Source organism: Streptomyces sp. NPDC000878 (assembly GCF_053599695.1).
The window spans coordinates 1-23351 of sequence record NZ_JBSFMT010000007.1 but is presented as its reverse complement, the minus strand read 5'-3'; the positions used below and the strand labels follow the sequence as shown (position 1 = coordinate 23351).

Below are 23351 nucleotides of genomic sequence, written 5' to 3'. Positions count from 1 at the left end.
TCAGACTGTGTTCAGGTCCGGACGGGCCGTGGGCAACTCGAGCACCAGAAGCGCCAAAACTCTGGCAAAGGGGTCTGGGGCAACGGCCGAGCGCCATGTCATCGTGCCTGCCATGCCGACTGATCACCTCACCCACACCAGGCCCGCGGGCCACCTGCGTCACACGGCGAGCAAGGTGCCGGAGGTGACCGTCTACTTCTGGATCATCAAAGTGCTGACCACCGGGATGGGCGAGACGGCCTCCGACTTCCTGGCCCACCTCCTCGGCCCGATCCCGGCGGTCGCCCTCGGCGGTGTGGCCCTGGTGGCCGCGCTGGCGGTGCAGTTCGCGGCCCGCCGGTACACAGCCTGGATCTACTGGACGGCGATCGTCGTGGTCAGCGTGTTCGGCACGATGGCCGCCGACGTGCTGCATGTCGGCCTCCGCGTGCCCTACATGCTCTCGACCCCGTTCTTCATGGCCGCGCTGGCCGCAGTCTTCGCGCTCTGGTACCGCAGCGAACGCACCCTGTCGATCCACAGCATCCACACCCGCCGCCGTGAGACCTTCTACTGGGCCGCCGTCCTGGCCACGTTCGCACTGGGCACCGCCGCGGGCGACCTCACCGCCACAATCGGACTCGGCTACCTGGGCTCCGCCGTCCTGTACGCCACCGCGATCGCCGTCCCGGCCGTCGCCCACCGATGGGGCGGCCTGAACGCGGTGACGGCCTTCTGGTCCACGTACGTGATCACCCGTCCCCTCGGCGCCTCGATCGCCGACTGGATGGCAGTCGGCCACAGCCGGGGCGGGCTGAACCTGGGTCTCGGACCGGTCACCCTGTCCTGGACCGTGGCCATCCTGGGCTTCGTCGGCTACCTGGCCGCCTCCCGGACGGATGTCCGGAGCGCCCCAACGCCCTAGTGCCGTAGGGCTGCTGAGGTGTGCTGCGAGACCTGTCGGAGTTCCAGACGGCAGCCGTGGCCGCGCAGTGTGGTGATGCGGGGCGGGTGGCTGGTGTGGGTGGTCGTCGTGGCGGCTTCGGGGAGGCGGCGGCGCAGGCCGGCCATGGTGACGTCGAGGGTCTTGATGGAGCCGAACCAGTTCTCGTCCCGGACTTCGGCCATCAGGGTCTCGCGGGACACGGCCTCCCACGTGCCGGGTGAGTACGGCGAGCAGTTCGAACTCCTCGGGCCGGAGCCCGACTTCACGGCCGTGGAGCGTGCACCGGCGGGCCGTGATGTCGATGACGAGGTCGCTGAGCGGGATCGGCTGCTGCGGCGGGGCGGCGATGCCCCGGCGGCGCAGATGGGCGCGGAGCCGGGCGAGCACGGTCAGGCTGAAGGGCTTGACCAGGTAGTCGTCGGCTCCGGCGTCGATGTCGTCCGTGCGGGCGGTGAGGATGATGATCAACAGGTCGGGGAGGCGGGGCGCGCAGGGCGTGGGCGACGTCGAGGCCGTCCATGTCGGGCAGGCCCCGTACGGGGCCTGCGCGGCCTCGCTGAGGGCGCCCGCGCCGGTTCGGCTCCACGCCGGGGTGCAGCCGTTGCTGCGCCGCCCCGTTTCCGTATGGCGGCCGATGGTGTCGCCGTCCTCGACGACGAGGACGTGATAGCGGCTGCGGCCCGGTGCGGCAGGCGTTCGCATGCTGGGCAACGTGGAGCGGGGCCGGGCCTTCACAGATCCCGGAGTTCTTCGACGGCGGGTCGGGCGGCGCGGCGCACCCCGTTCAGTGCGGCGGCCAGTACGGCCGTGGTCGCGGCGAACGCGGTGCGTGTCAGACAGGTGCCCGGGACGGCGCGGGCGGCGGGTCGAACACGCCTGTCAGGATTTTGAGGAGCATCTCGGAGAGGGCCCAGCCGATGGGCGCGCCGCCGGTCAGTGCGCCCGCGGTCAGCAGGATCGCCTCGGTGAGGACCATCCTGCGCCGCTGCCGTCGCGTTGCGCCGAGCACGGTGGCGACGGCAAAGGTACGGCGGCGTTCGGCGAGGCCGAGCGCGAGGACCAGTCCGCCTGCCCCGGCGGCCAGGAGCACCGCGAAGGCCAGCTCGACAGGGGTAAGTCCCGCCAGGTCGACGGCAGTCAGGCTGGTACCGACGGTGCCGCGGGTCTGCGTGAGGTCGGTGACGGTGGCCTGGGCCACGTACGAGGGGTTGGTGACGAAGAAGCTGTCTTTCGGCGCGGTGGGGAACTCCTCGGAGATTCGGCAGACGCCTGGAGTGCGACACGGGCGAGGCGCCGGACGACGTACGCGTCCCGGACATCGCCGACGAGGGCACGGCCAGACGGCGACTCCGCGCGGCTGTTCGAGCGCGGGCATGCCGAGGGTGGTGCGGGCCCGGCCCCAGTCCGTCGCGTGTTTCGGCATAAGCGCGGCCGTGGGAGTGGGGCATGGTCATGGCGGCACGTTTCCGTCGTGGGGGCTGGACTGGGGCGGAGTGCCGGTATGACCGCGTCGGCCGTGTCGCTGTGCATGGCGGTCACGTTCCCCGCGGGCCGGCGGGGAACGGTCTTGCAGCGCGACAGTCAGGATGCGTTCAGGTTCCCGGTGGCACGGTCGGGCCTCATGACATCTGAGACTTCTGAGACAGCGGCGGTCCGCAGGTCCGCCCCGACCGCCCCCGGCCACCGTCTGTGCTGGAACAAGGTGCCCGAAGTCACCGTGTACTTCTGGGTGATCAAGGTGCTGTGCACGACGGTCGGCGAGACCGCGGCCGACCTGCTGAACGAGAAGGCCGGGCTGGGCCTGACCGGTGTGTCGCTGCTGATGAGCGTGCTGCTGGCGGTGGTCCTCATCGCCCAGTTCCGTACCACCGCCTACCGGCCCGGTGTGTACTGGACGGCCGTGGCCCTGATCAGCGTCGTGGGCACCCTGATCAGCGACAACCTCACCGACAACATGGGCGTACCGCTCACGACCAGCACCACGGTGTTCGCCGTCGCCCTCGCGATCGTGTTCGCCGCCTGGTACCGCAGCGAGCGGACGCTGTCCATCCACAGCATCGACACCATGCGCCGGGAGTCCTTCTACTGGCTGGCGGTGCTGTTCACCTTCGCGCTGGGCACCGCGGCGGGTGACCTGGTCGCCGAGCGCATGGCGCTGGGCTACTGGGTCTCCGCAGTCCTGTTCGCCCTCGCCATCGCCGCGGTCGCGGTGGCGCGCTTCGCGCTCGGCGCGAACGCGGTGTGGAGCTTCTGGATCGCCTACGTCCTGACCCGCCCGCTCGGCGCCTCGATGGGCGACTACCTGTCCCAGCCGACCGGCGACGGCGGCCTGGGCCTGGGCACCGTGGTGACCAGCGCGCTGTTCCTCACGGTCATCCTCGGCCTGGTCGTGTTCCTCGCGGTGACCCGCAAGGACGTCACCGAGCCGGAACGCCTCGCCCGTACGGCGTAAGCGCCCCGCACGAACAGGAGCGCTCCCTCCTGGAGAAGTCGGAACTTCTCACCGACCTGGATGTCGCCAGTACGACCAGGTCGGTGATGAAGAAGCTGCCCGAGGTCACCCTGGCCACTGGACCGTCATCCTGTCCACCAGCCTGGCCGGTACGACGATGTCCGACTTCATGAACCGCGACGCCACCGCCATGTTCCTCTCGAACGGTGCCACGTCGCTCGGCCGGGGCCCGCAGTGCCTGGGCCTCGGCCACCCCACCGGCGCCGCGATCCTCGTCTCCAACACTCTCGGCACGTCCATGGGCGACTTCCTCTCTGACAGCTCCGGCCTCGGCTGCGCGGGCGGCGCACTGCTCGTCTCCGGGACGCTCGCGGTGCTTCTCGTCCTGATGAAGGTGCCCGCGGTGCCGAACGTGCTGCTGTTCTGGTTCGCCTTCGTGCTGACCCGCCCGCTGGGCGCCACCGCGGGGGACTTCCTCACCAAGCCGGTCGCCAAGGGTGGCCTCGACCTCGGTACGGCGGGTTCGTCGGCGGTGCTGCTGGCGATCCTGGTGGGCCTGATGGCGTATGCCCAGGTGCAGAAGCGCCGGACCGCCGCCTCGTGGCAGGAGGCGATCGAGCAGGAGGCAGTCACCCGGCGGGCAGTCTGACGGCGAACCGCGCCCCGGGCCTGTGCCCGGGGTCGTACGTCACCTCACCGCCGACGGAGCGGGCCAGGCGTCGCGCGAGCGGCAGCCCGAGGCCCGCTCCGCCGTGTCCGTCGCCGGGGTCGGCTCGTCGGCCGGGCTGGAAAAGCTGCGCCGCGAATGGCTCGGGTACCCCGGGACCGTCGTCGGCGACGTCGATGCGTACGCCGCCTGACTCCCGGCGCGCGGTGACTGTGACCTGCGAGGTGGCGTAGCGGACGGCGTTGGCGAGCAGCGGGCTGACGATGCGTTCGAGGGGGGCGGCCTGGATGCCGGCCTTCAGCGGGGCTCCCTCGACGCGTACGTTGACCGTCACATGGACCGGTGCCTCTGTGTGTGCGGCGAGCCGGTGCAGTGTCGGCAGGATCTCGGCCGTTCCGGGGGCGGTGGTCGTGCCCTCGCGGGCGTCGTCGAGCAGGGTGTCGCAGATGGCGCGCATGGACCGGGCGGCGTCGGCGATCACCTGGTGGGTGGCTTCGGTGTCGGCGGCCGAGCGTGGGCGGGCTCGCCACCAGTCGAGTTCGGCGATGATCCGGCTGAGCGGGGTGCGGAGTTCGTGCGACAGCTCGCCGGTCAGCTGCTGCTCACGGCGCAGGACGGCGCGGATGCGGTCCAGCAGGGCGTCCAACGACGCACCCAGACGGGCGAGTTCGGCCGGGCGTCGCGCGGCGCCGAAGCGTTCCTCGGAGGCGACGGCACTCCACTGGGTGGCCTGGTCGGTCATGGTGCCCACGGGCCGCAGCGCGCGTCCGACCGCGAGTCGCGTCAGCAGGTAGGTGCAGGCGAGCATGACGGCGTCGAGACACAGCGATGCCAGGAGCAGGGTGTTGGCCGAACCCCGGAACGGGGAGAGGTCCAGCGCGGTGACGACGGTCGCCGTGCTCCGACTGCCGGATACGGGCAGGTTGCACAGCCGGGCGGGGTCCGGTCCGCCGGCGGTCAGGCAGAGTGTCCCGCTCTGCCGCGCGAGTCTGTCGGCGGCGCGGGCGAGGGCGGTGTGGGCGGTGGTGGACGGCGGCTGTTCGAGCAGCCGTGGCCCCGTGTAGATCCACACGTTGGTGTCGAGGAGCCGGTCGTTGGAGCTCTCCAGGACGCGCACCGCGGGGCCGCTCGTGTCGATGGTGGTGGCGACGGCGGCGGCCCGGGTGCGCAGCTCGTCGTCCGCCTGGTGCTGAAGTCGGTGGCGGATGACGGTGTTGAAGGCGACGGTCAGGATCACCATCAGGAGCGTGGCGGTGGTGAGGGCCACCAGGGAGAGGCGGCCTCGCAGAGTGCGCGGCACCAGCCGGGAGAACACGGAGCTCATGACAGGCGGTGGCCGACACCGCGGGCGGTGGTGACCGTCAGACCGCTGCCCGCCTCGCGCAGCTTGCGGCGCAGCCGGGTCAGATACTGGTCGAGGGTGTTGTCGCTGACCTGGGCCCCCTCGGGCCACCCTGCTCTGAGCAGTTCTCGTCGGCGCACGATACCTCCGGCGCCGGTCATGAGCGTCGCCAGGAGGCGGAATTCCGTCGGTGTGAGGTCGACCCGGGTGCCGTGCACGCTGACGCTGTGCCGGACGGCGTCCAGGACCAGGTCACCGGCCGTGGCCGCGGGGATGGGAGCGGCTCGTTTGACGGCCGCTCGCAGTCTGGCGGCGAGTTCGGCGAGGTGGAACGGCTTGGGCAGATAGTCGTCACCTCCGGCGGAGAACCCGGACAGCCGGTCGGTGAGCCGGTGACGGGCGGTCAGGAAGATGACGGGGGAGAGGAAACCGTTTGCGCGCATCGCCTGGCACACGTCCCGCCCGTCCGCGTCGGGCAGTCCGACGTCCAGGACGGCCGCGGCGATGTCACCGGTGGCCAGCCGCAGGGCGGATGCCCCGTCCGGGGCGGGCACGGGGTCGAAGTCCTCCTCGCGCAGGCCGCGCAGCAGGACGTCACGCAGGGCGTGATCGTCCTCGGCGACCAGGATCTTGGGGCGCATGGTCCTCCTCAGCCTCTTGGTCTGTGTCCGTCGTACCTGAGATGAACCTTTCGGGCAGCCACCAGGTGGCGGCGCACAGGCACAGTCCCAGCCAGCCGATGGCGAGGAGCCAGCCGCCGACGACATCCGTGAACCAGTGCACCCCGAGGTAGACGCGGGTCAGCCCGACCAGCGCGCCCCAGCAGCCGGTGGCGAGGGCGAGCGGGGTTCTGCCGGGCGGGGAGCGTGTGTACACGGCGATGACGAGCAGTCCGGCGGTGAGGGCGGCCGTGGTGGTGTGGCCGGAGGGGAACGCCCACCCCGAGGCGTGTGTGGCCCAGTCCACTTGGGCGGGGCGGGGCCGGGCGACGAGCGCCATCACTCCGTACCGCGCGGCCTGCCCCGCCCCGAGGCAGACGAGGCAGAGCGCGGCGGCGACGGCCCGCCGGCACAGGGTGCGCCCGGCGATGATCCCCGCCAGTGCGGCGAGGACGTACGGGATGGCGCCGGTTCCGGTGGCGGTCAGGCCGCGGGCCAGCGCCACCGCCACTTCCGGGCGGTGGGCGACGGACCAGGACAGCAGGTCCTCGTCCCCGTACAGCGGCCGGCCGTCGCCGATCACGATCATGGTCAGTACGCCGAACGCCGTCCACGCGCCGAGACCGATGCTGCCCGCCAGGTCGCGCAGGTCGCCGCGCTTCATGACGTCGCCAGCAGTGGACGCAGCCGCGTGCCGGCGATCCACCGGACCAGGGAATCGGGCCGACGGCGCAGCGCGACCATCGCGAGCGCCGCGACGAGGGCGCCGACGACCACTCCTGCGGCGACGTCGTGCGGATAGTGCGCGCCGACCCAGACCCGGGAGGCCGCCATCGCGCAGGCGGCCACGACCGCGACAGCACCGAGCCGACGGGACACGAAGAGCAGGGCCACCGCGGCCGCGGCGGCGATGGCCGCGTGGTTGCTGGGGAAGGACCAGTCGCCCGGCGCCGGACACGCCTCCAGGGTGGCCACGTGCAGGCTCTGACAGGGCCTGTCCTCGCGCACCACCAGCTTCAGGGCGGCATCCACCCCGTACCCCGCGACCACGACCACCGGCGCCGCCAGCGCGATCACCGCAGCCGCGGCGCTCACCCGCCGGGCCCGCCACCAGGCCACGGCCATCAGCACGGCGAACACCGCCAGTCCGTACGTCGACCAGGCCGACACAAGGTCGTCCAGCCAGCCGGGGGAGCGGCGAGCGAGGTCCACCACATCGGTGTAGGCGGAGCCGTCGATCGACGAGCCGTCGAAGGCGAGGATCATCCGCACGCCTCCTTGGCCTTCGCGGCGCGGCGGGAGAGGTACAGCTCGGCGGCGAGCGGAATCAGTGACACGGCCACGATCACGGCGATCATGGGCAGCAGATAGCGATCCGCATTCGGGATGGAGGAGCCAAGCACGTATCCGCCCAGCGTCAGCCCCAGACTCCATAGGAGCCCGCCGGCGATCTGCCACAGGGTGAAGGTCCGCGCCGGAACACCCAGGGCGCCCGCCATCGGGTTGAGCACCGTGCGCACCACCGGCACGAACCGGGCCAGCACGATGGCCTTCGCGTGCCCATAGCGTTGCAGCAACTCCTCGGCCCGCTGGGCCCCTTCGCGCAGGCGGACCGAACGGCTGCGTGTCAGCAGGGCCCCGCCGGCCTTCCGGCCGAGCAGATAGCCGCACTGGGCGCCGGCGAGTGCGCCCACGGCCGCGCCCACCAGCAGCGCGGCGAGCGACAGCTTCATGCCGTGCCGGCCGTTCCCCGTGCACAGCAGACCGGCGGTGAACAGCAGGGAGTCGCCGGGCAGGAAGAAGCCGATCAGCAGTCCCGTCTCGGCGAACATCACCACGCCGACCCCCAGCACACCGAAGGCGGCCAGCAGGGACTGCGCGCTCAGGACATTCACCGCGAACTGTGAGCCTGCGAACAAGGGTGCGGTCATCGACGCCGGCCCTCTCATAATGGATATGCGGGGGCATGCGAAAGCAGCACCCGGGTGACTACAATTCTGTAGACGGTCTACTGAACTGTAGACGAAGATGGGGTGAGGATCGTTCCCATGACCGACGCGAAGGACGAACGCCGACCGGCCGGCGAGCTCGAAGCCGCCGTCATGGCCGCACTGTGGGCCGCCGGCACGCCCCTCACTCCGGGGCAGGTACAGGCCGAACTCGCCTCCGGACTGGCCCGCACGACTGTGACGACGATCCTGTCCCGCCTGCACGACAAGGGTGTCGTCGACCGCCGTCCGCAGGGGCGCGGCTATGCCTACCACCCCATGCAGGACGCCCAGGGTCTCACCGCCCGGCGCATGCACACCGAGCTCGACCGCGACCACGACCGCGAGACCGTCCTGGCCCGCTTCGTCGCCCAGCTCAGCCCAGACGACGAACAGCTCCTGCGCCAGCTGCTGGAAGCCGACGAGCGATGACCGCCCTGCTGCTGATTCCGCTCCTGCTGCCCTTCGTGATGCCGCTGCTCACCCGGCGAGCCCTCGACCGGCTGGCCCCCGTCACGGCTCTGTGCGGGATCACCGCAGCTGCCCTGGTACTGGCGGGTGCCTGTGTGGCCGCCCTCGGCGACCTCGTCCTCACCGGACTGCTCAGACTGCCGGCGTTCGCGGCGCTCGGCGAACTCGTCCACCCCCTGCGCACGCCGTCGGGCTACCTGGTCCTTCCCGCGGGGGCCATCGCCACCGGCCTGCTCACCATCGGCGTCTGGACCCTCGCCCGCTCGGCCCTGCGCCAGACGCGTGCCTTCCGCACCGCCCGCGCCGAGGCCGGCCGACGGCCTCCTGCGGGCGACCTGTGCGTGGTCGACTCACCGCACCCGGACGCGTACGCCCTGCCCGGCCGCCCGCACCGCATCGTCGTTACCACCGCCATGCTGCGCAGCCTCGGCCCGGACGAACGCGAGGCGCTCTTCGCGCACGAGCGCGCCCACAACCGGGGCGGCCACCACTACTTCCTGGCCGCCGCCGAACTCGCCGCCCACTGTCACCCCGCACTGCGCCCGGTCCGCGCCGACATCCGGCTGGCCGCGGAACGCGTCGCCGACGAGGCCGCGGCCACCGCCTTGGGTGACCGCCGCCTGCTGGCCCGTGCCATCGCCCGCGCCGCTCTCGCCGTGCAGGCCGCCTGCTCCACCCGCCCGGACTTCGCCCCTGGCGCGACCACAGGCCCTGTTCCCCAGCGCGTCGCGGCGCTTCTCGCCACTCCTGTGGGACGCCCGCGCGGCATGTGCTGGATCGCCCTCCTCCTCGCCGCCTGCGCGGCCCTGTCCGCCACGGCCGCGACGACCGGGGTGGTCGCTTTTCACCATGAGGTCGAGGTCGCTCAGGGCGAAGAGCCCCGCTGATCGCTTCCCGTGCCCCGCGGGCCCTGGAGCCGAGCGAGACCGATCTGCAGGGGTCGTTGCGCACGGTGCCGATCATGGCGAGCACGTCCTCGTTGGGGTGCCCGGCATCTGGCGAAGCAGCTCGCCCGGGACGATCTCCTCGTCCCGCTCATTGCCGAGCGCATCCCCGAGGGCCCCTACGGCCGGAAGATGGCCGCCCGCGACGGCACCAAACCCCTGCCCGACCTCCTCGACCCCGCGTCACCGCCCTCCACCCCCGCACCCACCAACGGCACCGCGGTTGACGTGACCGGGCGCCTTCGCCGTCCGTGCTCGCGGCCTCGACATGTGAAGTGTCTGTACGGCAGGCGGTCCGTCGAACGGCCGGCGCATCGAGCTGGGGGGCCTCGCGTCTCTCGGACGGTGTCCGCCGCAAGGCGTGGGCTGTCATTCGTTTCTCCCCGGATTCTCCCCAGGGACTTCCCAGGGGCCGTCATGGCTCTGTTTCCGGGAGGTGCGAGAGCGAACAGTGCAAGTGGCTTGAGGAGTCGTCGCCTGACCTAGAGCCAGTCCCGCCGTTTGAAAATCACGTACAAACTGACGCAAACAATCCCCATCAGGCTGATCGCAAAGGGGTATCCAAAGCCCCAGCCAAGCTCAGGCATGTGCTCGAAGTTCATGCCATAAATAGTTCCTACGAGTGTAGGAGCAAAGAGGATCGCCGCCCAGGACGAAATCTTCTTGATCTCCTCGTTCTGCTCGAACCCCGCCTCCGCCAACGCCCGCATCTCCGCGTTCTGTTGCTGTGTCACCAGGGTGGCGTTGACCGTCAGGATGTCCGCCAGGGCCTGGCGGAAGCCGTCGACGCGTTCGCTGGTGTGGGTGACGTGGTCGGCCACGTCCCTCAGGTAGCGCTGGAGTTCCTCGTCCGTGCCGTACTTCGCGAAGCCCGCCATCAGGCTGTGCAGCATGCCGACCAGGGGGCGGGTCGCGCGCTGGAACTCGACCATCTCGCGGGAGAGTTCGTAGATACGGCGGGAGACCTCCGGGTCGCCGCGGAAGACCTCCGTCTCGATCTCGTCGATGTCGATCTGGACGCCCTCGACGACCGGCGCGTAGCCGTCGACCACCGCGTCCAGGATCGCGTACAGCACCGCCTCCGGGCCCAGCTTCAGCAGCTCCGGGGTCTCCTCCATACGGCGGCGTACGGCCGACAGGTCCGGGGCCGCGCCATGGCGGACCGTGATCAGGAAGTCGGCGCCGACGAACACGTGCAGCTCGCCGAAGTCGACCTCCTCGACCGCGTCCAGATAGCGGGCGGCGCTCAGGACGACGAAGAGCGTGTCGCCGTAGCGCTCCAGCTTCGGGCGCTGGTGTGCCTCCATCGCGTCCTCGACGGCGAGTGGATGCAGGTCGAACTCGTCGGCCAGGGAGAGGAGTTCGGCCTCCGTGGGGCGGGCCAGGCCGATCCACGCCATGCCGTCCGGCTCGTCGCGCAGCTCGCGGAAGGTCTCCGCGAGGGTGCCGGGCGTCGAGACGCGTACGCCGTCGCGGTAGAGGGCCGCGTGCACGATGCTGGCGACCGGTTCGGCCGGTGCCGGGGGCGGTGCGTCGCTCCGAGGGGAGGCGGGCTTCGCGGGCGGTGCGGAGGGCGGCGTCAGGGCGCGCCGCCAGGCCGGCTTCCGTCCGTTCTTCGAGGCTTGGCGGGCACGTCGCTCGGACATCGCGGCTGGCTCCCGTCTCGACGGTGCTCGAACATGCGTTCAGGTGCGGCTGAGTCGATCACGGAGCAGGATATACGGGTCAAATGACATGGACCCCTGGGCCGGGCAAGCGTCCGGTCCGTATTCGGGCAAAGATTGCGGACCGAAGCTGTCCGCAAGCAGGGCTAGCGTGCGGAACATGCGGAACATGACGAAGACGAACTCGACAACAGGCACCGGCACAGGTGCAGGCACTGCCGCCGGCACCGGCTCCACGGCGAGCCCCACGTTGGCCTCGCCAGCCACGCCCGCCGCGGCCCCCGTCCTCGGCGCCCGCGCCCTCAACCGCGCCACCCTCGCCCGGCAGCTGCTCCTCACCAGGTCGCCGATGTCCGCCAAGGACGCCCTCACGCACCTCCTCGGTCTCCAGGCGCAGAACGTGAAGCCCCCGTACTACGCGCTCGCCGCCCGCCTCGACGGCTTCGGCCCCGAGGAACTCTCCCGGCTCATGGCCGACCGCGAGACTGTCCGCATCGTCACCATGCGCTCGACCATCCACACCCACACCGCCGACGACTGCCTCACCCTGCGCCCGCTCGTCCAGCCCGCCCGGGACCGCGAACTCACCTACTTCCGCAAGGGACTTGTGGGCGTCGACCTCGACCGGCTCACCGCCCTCGCCCGCGACCTCGTCGAGGAGGAACCGCGCACGATGAAGCAGCTGCGCGAGGCGCTCCTCGTCGAGTGGCCTGACGCCGACCCGCAGTCTCTGAGCGTCGCCGCCCGCTGCCGCCTCCCACTCGTCCAGGTCACCCCACGCGGCCTGTGGGGCCACAGCGGCCAGGTCGCCCTCACCACCGCCGAACACTGGCTGGGTCGCCAGGCCGAGGAAGCACCGGCCAAGGGAGCACCGGCTCAGGGCGCACTCGCGCAGGGCGCACCAGCCAAGGTTGCACCGGCCCAAGGGGCTCTCGCCAAGGGCACGCTTGCCCAGGGCGTACCGGCCAACGTCGCCCCGGCCCAAGAAACACTCGCCCAGGACACCCAGACCCTGGACGCGACCGTCCTCCGCTACCTCGCCGCCTTCGGCCCCGCCTCCGTGAAGGACATGCAGACCTGGGCCGGTCTGACCCGGCTGCGCGACGCCTTCGAGCGTCTCCGCCCGCGGCTCCTCACCTTCCGGGACGAGCACGGCACCGAGCTGTTCGACCTCCCCGACGCTCCCCGCCCCGACCCGGACACCCCGGCCCCGCCGCGCTTCCTGCCCGAGTTCGACAACCTGCTCCTCTCCCACGCCGACCGCACCCGGCTCGTCCCCGCCGACCTCAAGGGCCGTACCTGGACGGGCAATCAGGCCCACTGCGTCCTGCTCCTCGACGGCCTCGTCGCGGGCCTGTGGCGCCTCGCGGACGGCACGCTCACCGTCGAGCCGTTCGGCAGGCTCACAAAGGGCATGCGGGCAGCGGTGGTTGAGGAGGGTGAGCGGATGATCTCGACGCTGCACACGGGGGCGGCGTACGACATCCGGTTCGGGACCGTCGTACGAGGATGAAGGCGGCCCGCCGTGGGCAACCGCTGCGGAAAAGTGGTCCGGAAACGTGGATAGGGGGCGCTGCGGACCGCTCGTGGCCGGTCCGCAACGCCCCCTGGCATTCACCTGAGGGGTACTCAGGAGACTGTGGTGGCTGTACCTCTGGTGGTTACGACGCGACCTGCGTCGCCACCAGGCTGGAGAAGGTGGTCAGCCGGGTGTAGACCCCGGGGTAGCCGGCCGCCGCGCAGCCCTCGCCCCAGGAGGTGATGCCTGCCAGGACGCCGCCGATCATGAGCGGGCCGCCGCTGTCGCCCTGGCAGGTGTCGACGCCACCGGCGGTGTAGCCGGCGCAGACCATGTCGCTCGCGATGTAGCTGGAGCCGTACGAGCTGGTGCAGCTGGCGTTGGAGACGGTCGGGACCGTCGCCGTGCGCAGCTGGTTGGAGGAGCTGCCGTTCGAGGAGGTGGTGCCCCAGCCGATGATGCGGGCGGTGGTGCCGGCCGCGTACACGCTGGTCTGGGACGAGGTGACGTACGACGCCGCGGTGTACGGCATCGAGGTGGCGAGGGTCAGCACGGCCACGTCGTCGCCTTCGGTGGCGTCGACGTAGCTCGGGTGGATCCAGATGTTGGTGACCCGGCTGACGGTGCCGTTGGTGCCGTTGCGGTAGGTACGGCCGCCGACGACTCTCACGCTGCTCGTGGTCTCGTCGACCATACAGTGGGCCGCGGTCACGACCTTGGTGGCCGAGACGAGGGTGCCACCGCAGAACTGGTTCTGCGAGGAGTCCGTGATCTGCATGACGTAGGGGTACGTCGCGGCAGTGGTCGTGGTACCGCCCACAATGGGCTGGGGCGCGGCGACGGCGCCGGGGGCGGCGATCAGCGCGGTCGCTGCTGCGGCGGCGACGGCCGTCAGGACGGCGGCGGCCTTCTTGGCACGGGCGAGCCCGAACATGGGTTCTCCTCTTGGGGAATTGCCGGTGGGGGGACGCGCGGGTGTGGGGGTGAGGCACGGGGCGGTGGTGCTGCCCCGTGTGCCCGGCGTTGCGGCACATCCATAAGGTAGGAGCCGGATAAGGGCCTCCCCAATGAGGGAACCCCCTAGGGGAGTTGGGGGAGGGAAAACCCTCGGTCGTACGGGGTCGGCAGCGCGGTACGGTGAGAGCGCAAGGATGGATCCCGCGCAGGAGCGGCCGTACCTGGTATGTGTGCCTTACTTGGTGTGGCGGCCCGCCGCCAGCCTGACGATGTCCACCCGAGACCGGATCCCCAGCTTCCGGTACACCCGGGTGAGCGTCGCCTCGACCGTCTTGACGCTGATGAACAGGCGTCCGGCGATCTCGCGGTTGGTCGCACCCTCCATCACGAGCGCCGCGACCTGACGTTCCATCGCGGCGAGCCCGTCCAGCGCGGCGACGGCCTGCGGCTGCTGTACGAGGGGCTGCGGCGCGGGGTTGGGCACGGTGGCCGCGTCCACCCGGCGCAGCCAGGGCAGCGCGCGGGAGCGCCTGAACAGCCGTGCGGCCTCGTCGTACGACGTCGGGGCGGGCGTCGGACCCGGCGGTCCGGTGCGCAGCTCGGCCAGGGCGAGTGCGGCGCGCGCCTCCTCAAGTCCATAGCCCAGCTTGGCCAGTCGGTCCTGCGCGGACGTCAACTGGGCGAGCGCCGCGTCGTGTTCGCCGCGCGCGGCACGCACCAGCGCCTCGGCCCGGTCGAGCACCGCGAGCACGCTCTCGCGGCCCAGCCGCAGCGCGTGGGCCCGCGACACGTCGATGACCTCCTGCGCCTCGTCGATCTCGCCGACGTGTACGAGCGCCTCCGCGAGGTCGCCCTGCCAGCGCCCGCGCGCCGGGTCGTCGACGCCGAGGTCGTGCTCCAACTCCCGTGCCCGGCGCAGCGACTGGACCGCGCCCGGCGCGTCCCCGGCCACCAACCGGGCGTATCCCAGGGCGGCTTGGGCCCGGGACAGATAGATGAGGTCGCCGTTCTCCTCGGCCTGCTCGACCGACTCCCGGGCCAGTGCCAGCGCCCGGTCCACGTCGCCGCCGGACGCCTCCGCCAGCGCGGCGAGCATCGCGGAGGCGACCTCGCCGATGCCGGTGTCCCGGGCCAGCCGCAGGCTCTCCCGGGCCAGGTCGAGCGCCCGGCCGCAGTGCCCGCAGCGCAGTTCGGTCTCGGCGAGGCCGCGCAGGAAGTGGACCTCGCTCTCGACCGATCCGCGCCGGCGCACCTCGCGCAGCAGGGTGGTGATGGTGGCCCGCGCCTCGGGCAGCTGGTCGCTCATGATCAGCCAGCGGAACCGGGTCGAGCCGATGCCGTTGTGATGGACCGTCACCTCCGGGTCCTGGGGCTCCTTCAGCGCGCGTTTGATGGTCGCGGGCGCGTCCGGGTGGCCCATCAGGGTCTCGGTCTGGGCCTGGAAGGAGAGCGCCATCAGCTCCGTGTGCCGGTCGCCGCCCCGCGCGGCCAGCTCCGCCGCGCGCGCGGCCTCCGCACGGCACTCGGCGAAGTCGCCCTCCACGAGCACCGCCCGCCAGGCCAGTTGGTAGTGGACCAGGGCGAGCAGCCGTGGGTCGTCGCCCGCGTCGGCCAGCGCCTGCGGGAAGACGGAGTCGACCTCCGTCATGGCGTGGCCCGCCGTGTCGATCACGATCATCCAGGCCCGCACCCGTTCCTCGGGCACCGCGGTCCGGTCGAGCACCTGGCGGGCGATGTCCCGCGCGAGGTCCAGGTCACCGGAGGTGATCGCGTCCTCGGCGGCCCGCAGCCGGTGCTCGTCGGGGCTCGGCACGCTGTCGGCCGGGGTGTGCCGGACGGCGAGCTGCCCGAGCGAGGCCGCCACCGACGGCGCCCCGCGGTCCCGGGCGAGCGCGGCGGCCTCGGCGAGCCGGGCGGCCACCTCCGGATCCGTGCCCTCGGTGGCCAGGGCGAGGTGCCGGGCCCGTTCGATGGGGTCGGAGGCGGCCGTGGACAGCGCGGCGTGCGCGGCCCGGCGCTCCTGGGCGCTCGCCTCCGCGTACAGCGCGGCCGAGACGAGCGGATGCGCGAACCGTACGGCCGGACCCTCGGGCTCGGTGGCCAGCAGCCCGAGGGCGGCGGCCTGGGCGGTCTCGGCCTCGGCGTTCGCCCGGCCCGCCTCGTGCAGCAGGGCCAGGGTGGGACGGGCGCCGGCGCTCACCACGAGGAGGGTGCGACGGGCGTCGTCCGAGAGCATCTCCAGTCGGCTGAGGACCAGCGCGCGCAGTGAGGTCGGCACCGGCAGGGGCTCGCCCGGGCGCGGGGGAGTGGGGCTCTCGGCCAGGGCCCGGCCCAGTTCGAGGGCGTACAGCGGGTTGCCGGCGCTGGTGCGGTGGATCTCCCGCACGGTCGAACGCGGGAGGCCGCCGTAGCCCCGGTGGTCGAGGAGCGCGGCCACCTGGGAGTGGGTCAGCGGGTTGACCCGGACCGCGAGGGTGTCGGGTGTGGACGCGCGTAGATAGCGGTCGTACTCCTGGCCGTCCGACCGGCCGGCGAACACCATCAGGACGGGGGCGTCTCCCAGGCGGCGGGCGGCGAAACCGAGCAGTTCGGTGCTGGCGGTGTCCAGCCACTGGAGGTCGTCGGCGACGACGAGGACGGGGCCCTTGGTGGCCAGCGCGCGCAGCGCGGACAGCACGGCCAGCCGCAGTGCGAGGCCGTCGCGCTGGAGCGTGGACTCGCCACGGCCGGTGAGCGCCGCCTCCAGGGCGACACGCTGGGCGACGGGCAGCTGGGCGGACACCTCGTCGAGTGCGAGGCCGAGAAGGTCGGCGAGTGCGAGGAAGGGGAGATGCGATTCGGACTCGGTGGCGGAGCAGCGCAGCACGGTACGTGCCGATTCGCCGTATTCCGCGGCCAATGTCCGCAGGACGGTGGACTTTCCTATTCCGGCGGGTCCGTGCAGCAGCACGCTGCCGCCGCGCGAAAGCTGCTCGCGGGCCCCGATGAGTGCCTCGTCCCGGCCTATGAGCAGGTCAGAGCGGCATCGGCCAGACTCCTGGAAGTCCCGTCGCACGGTCACCGCTCCCCTCCTGTGTCGTGTGGGCCCCAATATTAGGCAACAGATCTTTGAATTTCGGACCGGCGGTGTGGTGAGCCGAATAACAGGACGGTAGCGGCATGGGGAAATTCAAGTCACTTGTGAATGAATACGCCGTATGCGTGCGCGGAGCGTGACGAAAGATCCCCGGGAAGCCAGGAGCGACGGGGAGGCCGGCCGTCGCACGATCGAGTCGAACCGCCTCCGCGCACGCTCCCGGCGAGCAGTTGACGACCTCGTTCAGGGGTAGTGAGACCTGCGACACGGACTGCACGATGTCAGAGTCGCCCGGAAACGGTCCGGGACCGAGGAGGACTGATGACGACGGTGACCGAGCGCTTCCGCGAGGCACGGGACTTCCTGCTGGCCCACCGCGAGGACTACGCCACCGCCTACGAGGGTTTCAGCTGGCCCCGCCCCGAGCGCTTCAACTGGGCCCTGGACTGGTTCGACGTCATCGCGGACGGGAACGACCGCACCGCCCTGCACATCGTCGAGGAGGACGGCTCCGAGGCCAAGCTGTCCTTCGCCGAGCTGTCCGCCCGCTCCGACCGGGTCGCGGGCTGGCTGCGCGGGCGCGGGGTCCGTCCCGAGGACCGCCTCCTCGTCATGCTCGGCAACCAGACCGAGCTGTGGGAGACGGCTCTGGCCGCGATGAAGCTCGGCGCCGTCGTCATCCCCGCCACGCCCCTCCTCGGCCCCGCCGACCTGCGCGACCGCGTGGACCGCGGCCGGGTCGCCCATGTCCTGGTCCGCGCGGAGGACACCGCCAAGTTCGACGAGGTGCCCGGCAGTTACACCCGGATCGCGGTGGGCGGCGCGCCCGAGGGCTGGCTGCCGTACGAGGACGCGTACGACGCCCCCGCGGAGTTCACGCCGGACGGGCCGACCCACTGCGACGACCCCCTGATGCTCTACTTCACCTCGGGCACGACGGCTCGCCCCAAACTGGTCGAGCACACCCACGCGTCGTACCCCGTCGGGCACTTGGCGACCATGTACTGGATCGGCCTCAAGCCCGGCGACGTGCATCTGAACATCTCCTCGCCCGGCTGGGCCAAGCACGCCTGGTCCAACCTCTTCGCGCCCTGGAACGCCGAGGCGACCGTCTTCATCCACAACTACACACGCTTCGACGCCACTCGGCTGATGGCGGAGATGGACCGTGCGGGCGTCACCTCCTTCTGTGCCCCGCCGACCGTCTGGCGCATGCTCATCCAGGCCGACCTGACCCAGCTGCGCACCCCGCCGCGCGAGGCCGTGGCCGCCGGGGAGCCGCTCAACCCCGAGGTCATCGAACAGGTGCGCCGCTCGTGGGGCGTCACGATCCGGGACGGCTTCGGTCAGACGGAGACCGCCGTCCAGGTCTCCAACAGCCCCGGCCAGCCCCTGAAGACGGGCTCGATGGGCCGCCCGAGCCCCGGCTACAAGGTCGTCCTCCTCGACCCGGTCTCGGGCGAACCGGGCGCGGACGAGGGCGAGATCGCGCTCGACCTCGCCACCCGTCCGGTCGGCGTCATGACCGGCTACCACGGCGACGCCGACCTCACGGCGGAGGCGATGGCCGGCGGCTTCTACCGCACCGGGGACATCGGTTCGCGCGACGAGGACGGCTACATCACGTACGTGGGGCGCGCGGACGACGTGTTCAAGGCAAGTGACTACAAAATCTCCCCATTTGAGCTGGAAAGCGCCCTGCTGGAGCACGAGGCGGTGGCGGAGGCCGCCGTGGTCCCCGCGCCGGACGAACTGCGCCTGGCCGTACCGAAGGCGTACGTCGTGCTCGCGGCGGGCTGGGAGCCGGGACCCGACACCGCGAAGGTGCTGTTCGAGCACAGCCGAGAGGTCCTCGCCCCCTACAAGCGCCTGCGCCGACTGGAGTTCGCCGATCTGCCCAAGACCGTCTCCGGCAAGATCCGCCGGATCGAACTGCGCGAGGCGACGGCGGCGGGCTCGGCGGACGAGTACCGCGAGGAGGACTTCCGGTGAGTTCGATGAGTTCGGTGACTTCCCACACCCACGGGATCAGCGACACTCCGCTGCTGGGGGACACGATCGGCGCCAACCTGGACCGGGCGGTGGCGAGGTGGCCGGATCGCGAGGCGCTCGTCGACGTACCGTCCGGGCGCCGCTGGACGTACGCCCAATTCGCCGCCGGCGTCGACGAGTTGGCGTACGCGCTGATCGCGAGCGGGATCGCGGTGGGCGACCGTGTAGGCATCTGGGCGATCAACTGCCCCGAGTGGGTGCTGGTCCAGTACGCCACCGCGCGGATCGGTGCGGTCATGGTGAACATCAACCCGGCCTACCGCACCCATGAGGTCGAGTACGTCCTCAACCAGGCCGGGATCTCACTGCTCTTCGCCTCCCTCCGCCACAAGGCGAGCGACTACCGGGCGATGGTCGATGAAGTGCGGGGCGGATGCCCGCAGTTGCGGGAGACGGTGTACATCGGCGACCCGAGCTGGGACGCGCTGATCGCACGCGGCACCCCGGTACCGTTCCCCGAGCTGTCCTGCGACGACCCGATCAACATCCAGTACACCTCGGGCACGACGGGCTTCCCCAAGGGGGCCACGCTCTCCCACCACAACATCCTCAACAACGGTTATTTCGTCGGGGAGTTGATCGCCTACACGGAGCGGGACAGGGTGTGCGTCCCGGTCCCGTTCTACCACTGCTTCGGCATGGTGATGGGCAACCTCGCGGCCACCTCGCACGGCGCGTGCATCGTGATCCCGGCCCCGTCCTTCGAACCGGCGGCGACCCTGCGGGCGGTCGCACAGGAGCGCTGCACCTCGCTGTACGGCGTACCGACCATGTTCATCGCGGAGTTGGCCCTCCCGGACTTCCCGTCGTACGACCTCTCCTCGCTCCGCACCGGCATCATGGCGGGCTCGCCCTGCCCGGTCGAGGTGATGAAACGGGTGGTCGCCGAGATGCACATGGCCGAGGTGTCCATCGCCTACGGCATGACGGAGACCTCCCCGGTGTCGCTCCAGACCCGCCGGGACGACGACCTGGAACACCGCACCGGCACGGTCGGCCGGGTCCTCCCGCACATCGAGGTCAAGGTCGTCGAACCGGCGACCGGAGCGACCCAACCGCGAGGAGGCGCGGGGGAGTTGTGCACCCGTGGCTACAGCGTGATGCTCGGCTACTGGCAGCAGCCCGAGAAGACGGCCGAGTCGGTCGACGCCGACTGCTGGATGCACACCGGCGACCTCGCGGTGATGCGCGAGGACGGCTACGTCGAGATCGTCGGCCGCATCAAGGACATGATCATCAGGGGCGGCGAGAACATCTACCCGCGCGAGATCGAGGAGTTCCTGTACGGCCATCCGAAGATCGCCGACGTCCAGGTGGTCGGAGTGCCGCACGAGCGGTACGGCGAGGAGGTGCTCGCGTGTGTCATCCCGCGCGCGTCGACGGAACCGCTCACGCTGGCGGAGCTACGGGCGTTCTGCGAGGGGCGGTTGGCCCACTACAAGATCCCGAGCCGGTTGCAGGTGCTGGACGCCTTTCCGATGACGGTGTCGGGGAAGGTGCGGAAGGTGGAGCTGCGGGAGAGGTACGCCCACCGGGCCCCCGGTGACGGTCGCTGATCAGGGCCTGCGCATGCAGACGCGCGGCCGGCGGTCGAGAACGTGCAGCCCGCTCTCCGGTACTGGTCCAGTACGGCGAGGGTGCCTGTGCGCTCTGCTGGAGGTGCCGTGCGGGGGTGTCGGTCTGGTGCTGCGCCGTCGTGGCTGGTCGCGCAGTTCCCCGCGCCCCTTTGGGGCTCGGGCACGTGGATATTCGGGGTCAGGCTCCCGTGGCGTTCAGGTCGTCGGCCGGGGTGTTGACCGGCTGGGGGGTGCCGGTGAGGTCGAGGACGAAGAGGGGGATGCCGAGGGTGTCGGCTCGGGCGCGGGCGTCGCTGTCGTACCCGGCGAGGGAGAAGTAGACGCAGTCCGAGGACTCCGTCATGGCTGTCAGCCACAGGCACTCGATGTCCCGCAGTGACGCCGGGCTGACCGTCGGGTCGACCTGGGCCAGGACGCCGCGCGCGGCGAGCCCGACGCCGGACGGGGGCCGCTGGTCCGCGCGGCGGATGTCCTGGTAGCCGAGCCAGCGCAGATAGAGGGCGGCGGCGGTGACGGCGTCGCGTGCGGTGCGGATGGTGACGGGCTGGAAGGCGCGCCGGGGGCGGGCGGAGGAGTGGGGTCGCGGGGCGCGGAGGACGCCCGGGAGTTTTGCGGTGCCGCCCGGCGGGGTCGGGGCGTCCGTCGGCCGGGTGTCCGGGGTGGGGGCCTCAGGGGGGTCCTGGACGGCCCGTGTCACCGGGATGCGCAGGACCGTGCCGCAGGGGCAGCCCAGTTCGGGGTGCGGCCACTGGTCTCCCCGGCCGCAGGCCGAGCAGCGCACGGTGACCCACTCCTCGTCCCAGACACGGTGGGTGACGGCCGTCGCGTGCGCCCGTTCGTCGAGCGACGGGCTGACGGGCGTACCGCACGCGCACGGATAGGAGGGCGCCGCGTACAGATGCTCGCGCAGGCAGGCCGGACAACGCACCGGCATGCTCTCGGCCATGGCCCACTCCACTACGTGATGTCGGGGTCAGAGCCCCATCGTGCTCCACGGAACCCCCGCTTGTCCGTCTCTTGACGGCCTTTCCGGCCCCACTTACATTGTTTCCAGATAGCAGAAAATAAATTCCGCAATACGGAAAACAGTCACGGAAGACTCAACTCTCCGCGGGGCGCGACGGGAGTACGAATCCGAGGAGTTGCTCCATGGCACGTATGACCGCTGCCCGCGCGGCAGTCGAGATCCTCAAGCGGGAGGGCGTCACGCACGCGTTCGGTGTGCCCGGCGCGGCGATCAACCCCTTCTACGCGGCGCTCCAGGCCTCCGGCGGGATCAGCCACACCCTCGCCCGGCACGTCGAGGGCGCCTCGCACATGGCCGAGGGCTACACCCGCACCCACCCCGGCAACATCGGTGTCTGCGTGGGCACTTCGGGCCCGGCCGGCACCGACATGATCACGGGGCTGTACTCCGCGACCGGCGACTCGATCCCGATCCTCTGCATCACCGGGCAGGCGCCCACCGCCGTGATCCACAAGGAGGACTTCCAGGCCGTCGACATCGCCTCCATCGCCCGGCCGGTCACGAAGATGGCCGTCACCGTGCTGGAGGCGGCCCAGGTGCCTGGTGTCCTCCAGCAGGCTTTTCATCTCATGCGGTCGGGCCGCCCCGGGCCCGTGCTGGTCGACCTGCCGGTCGACGTCCAGCAGACGGAGATCGAGTTCGACCCCGAGACCTACGAACCGCTGCCCGTCTACAAGCCGCTCGCTACCCGCGCCCAGATCGAGAAGGCGCTCGCGATGCTCAACGCCTCGCACCGGCCGCTGATCGTGGCGGGCGGCGGCGTCATCAACGCCGACGCGGCCGAACTCTTCGTCGAGTTCGCCGAGTTGACGGGCGTCCCGGTCGTCCCGACGCTGATGGGCTGGGGCGCGCTGCCGGACGACCACGATCTGAACGCCGGCATGGTCGGCCTCCAGACCTCGCACCGCCACGGCAACGCCACCTTCCTGGAGTCCGACTTCGTCCTCGGCATCGGCAACCGCTGGGCCAACCGCCACACCGGCCGGCTCGACGTCTACACCGCCGGCCGCACCTTCGTGCACGTCGACATCGAGCCCACCCAGATCGGCCGTATCTTCGCCCCCGACTACGGCATCGCCTCCGACGCGAAGGCCGCGCTGGAGCTTTTCGTCACGGTGGCAAGGGAGTTGAGGGATGCGGGCGGCCTCCCGGACCGTTCCGACTGGGCGGCGGCCACGCAGGAGCGCAGGGCCCGCCTCCAGCGCCGTACACACTTCGACGACATCCCGATCAAGCCGCAGCGCGTGTACGAGGAGATGAACAAGGCCTTCGGCCCCGAGACGCGGTACGTGACGACGATCGGCCTCTCGCAGATCGCCGGCGCCCAGATGCTGCACGTCTACCGGCCCCGCCACTGGATCAACTGCGGCCAGGCCGGCCCCCTCGGCTGGACGATCCCGGCCGCGCTGGGCGTCGCCGTCGCCGACCCGGAGGCGTCCGTGGTCGCCCTCTCCGGGGACTACGACTTCCAGTTCATGATCGAGGAGTTGGCGGTGGGCGCCCAGCACCGCATCCCGTACGTCCACGTCCTGGTGAACAACTCCTACCTCGGCCTGATCCGGCAGGCGCAGCGGGCCTTCGACATCGACTTCCAGGTCAACCTGGAGTTCGAGAACCTCAACTCGCCCGAGCTGGGCGCCTACGGTGTCGACCACGTGAAGGTCGCCGAGGGCCTCGGTTGCAAGGCGATTCGGGTGACGGACCCCGCCGAACTGGCCACGGCCTTCGAGCAGGCGAAGAAGCTCGCGGCCGAACACCGGGTCCCGGTGGTCGTCGAGGCGATCCTGGAACGCGTCACGAACATCTCCATGTCGACGACCAACGACATAGGAAACGTGGTGGAGTTCGAGGACATCGCGACCGAACCGGGGCACGCGCCGACGTCGATCAGGCCGCTGAAGGTCTGACACGGAGACCCGAGTAGGGGAGGTGCCCACAAGCGTCGATCGGGACTTCATGAGGGTGCACCTCGACAGACAGGGAACGTCACAGGCGGGCCGAAGCCGCTTCGGCGCCAAGGCCAAGGATGGC

At 71.1% G+C, this 23351-nt stretch carries 21 protein-coding genes; 10 read left to right on the top strand and 11 right to left on the bottom strand.

Features of this window, described 5'->3' with window-relative positions:
* The first annotated feature begins 112 nt into the window (after positions 1 to 112).
* Complete coding sequence (locus ACWDR4_RS08920) at positions 113 to 904, top strand: COG4705 family protein (RefSeq protein ID WP_450405797.1); 792 nt, start codon at positions 113 to 115, stop codon at positions 902 to 904.
* Here ACWDR4_RS08920 and ACWDR4_RS08915 read toward each other — a convergent pair.
* Positions 901 to 1191 (bottom strand): winged helix-turn-helix domain-containing protein, encoded by a 291-nt coding sequence (locus ACWDR4_RS08915; protein ID WP_450405794.1) that lies wholly within the window; start codon positions 1189 to 1191, stop codon positions 901 to 903. The genes ACWDR4_RS08920 and ACWDR4_RS08915 overlap by 4 nt on opposite strands.
* A gap of 191 nt (positions 1192 to 1382) precedes the next feature.
* Here ACWDR4_RS08915 and ACWDR4_RS08910 point away from each other — a divergent pair, with 191 nt between their 5' ends.
* The gene (locus tag ACWDR4_RS08910) at positions 1383 to 1592 is read left to right on the top strand and encodes a hypothetical protein (RefSeq protein ID WP_450405792.1); all 210 of its coding nucleotides are present in this window, start codon (positions 1383 to 1385) and stop codon (positions 1590 to 1592) included.
* Positions 1593 to 1757: 165 nt separating this feature from the next.
* Here the strand turns inward: ACWDR4_RS08910 and ACWDR4_RS08905 are convergent, their stop codons facing one another.
* A complete protein-coding gene (locus ACWDR4_RS08905; protein WP_450405790.1) occupies positions 1758 to 2123 on the bottom strand; it encodes an FtsX-like permease family protein in 366 nt (121 codons plus the stop codon).
* A gap of 423 nt (positions 2124 to 2546) precedes the next feature.
* Between ACWDR4_RS08905 and ACWDR4_RS08900 the strand changes: the two genes are divergently transcribed.
* Positions 2547 to 3377 carry a COG4705 family protein gene (locus tag ACWDR4_RS08900; protein ID WP_450405788.1) on the top strand — a complete coding sequence of 277 codons (831 nt, stop codon included), beginning with the start codon at positions 2547 to 2549 and terminating at the stop codon, positions 3375 to 3377.
* Positions 3378 to 3534: 157 nt separating this feature from the next.
* Positions 3535 to 4026: a hypothetical protein gene (locus ACWDR4_RS08895; protein WP_450405785.1), complete on the top strand. Its 492-nt coding sequence runs from the start codon at positions 3535 to 3537 to the stop codon at positions 4024 to 4026.
* Here ACWDR4_RS08895 and ACWDR4_RS08890 read toward each other — a convergent pair.
* From ACWDR4_RS08890 to ACWDR4_RS08870, 5 genes are read right to left on the bottom strand one after another with little or no spacing between them, the layout of a single operon-like run.
* Positions 4007 to 5368, bottom strand: a complete 1362-nt coding sequence (locus tag ACWDR4_RS08890; RefSeq protein WP_450405782.1) for a sensor histidine kinase — start codon at positions 5366 to 5368, stop codon at positions 4007 to 4009. The genes ACWDR4_RS08895 and ACWDR4_RS08890 overlap by 20 nt on opposite strands.
* Positions 5365 to 6027, bottom strand: a complete 663-nt coding sequence (locus ACWDR4_RS08885) for a response regulator transcription factor (protein ID WP_450405779.1) — start codon at positions 6025 to 6027, stop codon at positions 5365 to 5367. Before ACWDR4_RS08885 ends, ACWDR4_RS08890 begins: the two co-directional genes overlap by 4 nt.
* Complete coding sequence (locus ACWDR4_RS08880; RefSeq protein WP_450405776.1) at positions 5981 to 6709, bottom strand: phosphatase PAP2 family protein; 729 nt, start codon at positions 6707 to 6709, stop codon at positions 5981 to 5983. Before ACWDR4_RS08880 ends, ACWDR4_RS08885 begins: the two co-directional genes overlap by 47 nt.
* Positions 6706 to 7311, bottom strand: a complete 606-nt coding sequence (locus ACWDR4_RS08875; RefSeq protein ID WP_450405773.1) for a phosphatase PAP2 family protein — start codon at positions 7309 to 7311, stop codon at positions 6706 to 6708. The genes ACWDR4_RS08880 and ACWDR4_RS08875 overlap by 4 nt, the downstream gene beginning before the upstream one ends.
* On the bottom strand, positions 7308 to 7976 hold the full coding sequence (locus tag ACWDR4_RS08870) for a DedA family protein (protein ID WP_450405770.1): 669 nt from the start codon (positions 7974 to 7976) through the stop codon (positions 7308 to 7310). The genes ACWDR4_RS08875 and ACWDR4_RS08870 overlap by 4 nt, the downstream gene beginning before the upstream one ends.
* 117 nt (positions 7977 to 8093) lie before the next feature.
* On the opposite strand from ACWDR4_RS08870, the gene ACWDR4_RS08865 reads away from it, so the two are divergent.
* A complete protein-coding gene (locus tag ACWDR4_RS08865) occupies positions 8094 to 8465 on the top strand; it encodes a BlaI/MecI/CopY family transcriptional regulator (protein WP_450405767.1) in 372 nt (123 codons plus the stop codon).
* Positions 8462 to 9391 carry a M56 family metallopeptidase gene (locus ACWDR4_RS08860; protein WP_450405764.1) on the top strand — a complete coding sequence of 310 codons (930 nt, stop codon included), beginning with the start codon at positions 8462 to 8464 and terminating at the stop codon, positions 9389 to 9391. The genes ACWDR4_RS08865 and ACWDR4_RS08860 overlap by 4 nt, the downstream gene beginning before the upstream one ends.
* Positions 9392 to 9930: 539 nt before the next feature.
* Here the strand turns inward: ACWDR4_RS08860 and ACWDR4_RS08855 are convergent.
* Positions 9931 to 11094: a magnesium and cobalt transport protein CorA gene (locus ACWDR4_RS08855; RefSeq protein ID WP_450405761.1), complete on the bottom strand. Its 1164-nt coding sequence runs from the start codon at positions 11092 to 11094 to the stop codon at positions 9931 to 9933.
* Between the two features lie 178 nt (positions 11095 to 11272).
* On the opposite strand from ACWDR4_RS08855, the gene ACWDR4_RS08850 reads away from it, so the two are divergent.
* A complete protein-coding gene (locus ACWDR4_RS08850; RefSeq protein ID WP_450405758.1) occupies positions 11273 to 12625 on the top strand; it encodes a DNA glycosylase AlkZ-like family protein in 1353 nt (450 codons plus the stop codon).
* Positions 12626 to 12773: 148 nt separating this feature from the next.
* Here the strand turns inward: ACWDR4_RS08850 and ACWDR4_RS08845 are convergent, their stop codons facing one another.
* A complete protein-coding gene (locus ACWDR4_RS08845) occupies positions 12774 to 13565 on the bottom strand; it encodes a S1 family serine peptidase (protein WP_450405755.1) in 792 nt (263 codons plus the stop codon).
* A 258-nt stretch (positions 13566 to 13823) separates the two neighbouring features.
* Positions 13824 to 16649: an AAA family ATPase gene (locus ACWDR4_RS08840; protein WP_450405752.1), complete on the bottom strand. Its 2826-nt coding sequence runs from the start codon at positions 16647 to 16649 to the stop codon at positions 13824 to 13826.
* A 336-nt stretch (positions 16650 to 16985) separates the two neighbouring features.
* On the opposite strand from ACWDR4_RS08840, the gene ACWDR4_RS08835 reads away from it, so the two are divergent.
* Both ACWDR4_RS08835 and ACWDR4_RS08830 read left to right on the top strand, forming a co-directional pair.
* Positions 16986 to 18656, top strand: coding sequence for an AMP-binding protein (locus ACWDR4_RS08835; RefSeq protein ID WP_450405749.1), 1671 nt, complete (start codon positions 16986 to 16988; stop codon positions 18654 to 18656).
* Between the two features lie 5 nt (positions 18657 to 18661).
* On the top strand, positions 18662 to 20272 hold the full coding sequence (locus ACWDR4_RS08830) for an AMP-binding protein (protein ID WP_450406205.1): 1611 nt from the start codon (positions 18662 to 18664) through the stop codon (positions 20270 to 20272).
* 199 nt (positions 20273 to 20471) lie between these two features.
* On the opposite strand, the gene ACWDR4_RS08825 is transcribed toward ACWDR4_RS08830, so the two are convergent.
* The gene (locus ACWDR4_RS08825; protein ID WP_450405746.1) at positions 20472 to 21239 is read right to left on the bottom strand and encodes a hypothetical protein; all 768 of its coding nucleotides are present in this window, start codon (positions 21237 to 21239) and stop codon (positions 20472 to 20474) included.
* A 203-nt stretch (positions 21240 to 21442) separates the two neighbouring features.
* Here ACWDR4_RS08825 and gcl point away from each other — a divergent pair, with 203 nt between their 5' ends.
* Complete coding sequence (gcl, locus tag ACWDR4_RS08820; protein ID WP_450405743.1) at positions 21443 to 23227, top strand: glyoxylate carboligase; 1785 nt, start codon at positions 21443 to 21445, stop codon at positions 23225 to 23227.
* Positions 23228 to 23351: the final 124 nt, after the last annotated feature.

Coding starts and splice junctions, on each gene's coding strand:
- ACWDR4_RS08920 (WP_450405797.1), top strand. CDS start 113: ATGCCGACTGATCACCTCACCCACACCAGGCCCGCGGGCCACCTGCGT.
- ACWDR4_RS08910 (WP_450405792.1), top strand. CDS start 1,383: ATGATGATCAACAGGTCGGGGAGGCGGGGCGCGCAGGGCGTGGGCGAC.
- ACWDR4_RS08900 (WP_450405788.1), top strand. CDS start 2,547: ATGACATCTGAGACTTCTGAGACAGCGGCGGTCCGCAGGTCCGCCCCG.
- ACWDR4_RS08895 (WP_450405785.1), top strand. CDS start 3,535: ATGTCCGACTTCATGAACCGCGACGCCACCGCCATGTTCCTCTCGAAC.
- ACWDR4_RS08890 (WP_450405782.1), bottom strand. CDS start 5,368: ATGAGCTCCGTGTTCTCCCGGCTGGTGCCGCGCACTCTGCGAGGCCGC.
- ACWDR4_RS08885 (WP_450405779.1), bottom strand. CDS start 6,027: ATGCGCCCCAAGATCCTGGTCGCCGAGGACGATCACGCCCTGCGTGAC.
- ACWDR4_RS08880 (WP_450405776.1), bottom strand. CDS start 6,709: ATGAAGCGCGGCGACCTGCGCGACCTGGCGGGCAGCATCGGTCTCGGC.
- ACWDR4_RS08875 (WP_450405773.1), bottom strand. CDS start 7,311: ATGATCCTCGCCTTCGACGGCTCGTCGATCGACGGCTCCGCCTACACC.
- ACWDR4_RS08870 (WP_450405770.1), bottom strand. CDS start 7,976: ATGACCGCACCCTTGTTCGCAGGCTCACAGTTCGCGGTGAATGTCCTG.
- ACWDR4_RS08865 (WP_450405767.1), top strand. CDS start 8,094: ATGACCGACGCGAAGGACGAACGCCGACCGGCCGGCGAGCTCGAAGCC.
- ACWDR4_RS08860 (WP_450405764.1), top strand. CDS start 8,462: ATGACCGCCCTGCTGCTGATTCCGCTCCTGCTGCCCTTCGTGATGCCG.
- ACWDR4_RS08855 (WP_450405761.1), bottom strand. CDS start 11,094: ATGTCCGAGCGACGTGCCCGCCAAGCCTCGAAGAACGGACGGAAGCCG.
- ACWDR4_RS08850 (WP_450405758.1), top strand. CDS start 11,273: ATGCGGAACATGACGAAGACGAACTCGACAACAGGCACCGGCACAGGT.
- ACWDR4_RS08845 (WP_450405755.1), bottom strand. CDS start 13,565: ATGTTCGGGCTCGCCCGTGCCAAGAAGGCCGCCGCCGTCCTGACGGCC.
- ACWDR4_RS08835 (WP_450405749.1), top strand. CDS start 16,986: ATGACGACGGTGACCGAGCGCTTCCGCGAGGCACGGGACTTCCTGCTG.
- ACWDR4_RS08830 (WP_450406205.1), top strand. CDS start 18,662: ATGAGTTCGGTGACTTCCCACACCCACGGGATCAGCGACACTCCGCTG.
- ACWDR4_RS08825 (WP_450405746.1), bottom strand. CDS start 21,239: ATGGCCGAGAGCATGCCGGTGCGTTGTCCGGCCTGCCTGCGCGAGCAT.
- gcl (WP_450405743.1), top strand. CDS start 21,443: ATGGCACGTATGACCGCTGCCCGCGCGGCAGTCGAGATCCTCAAGCGG.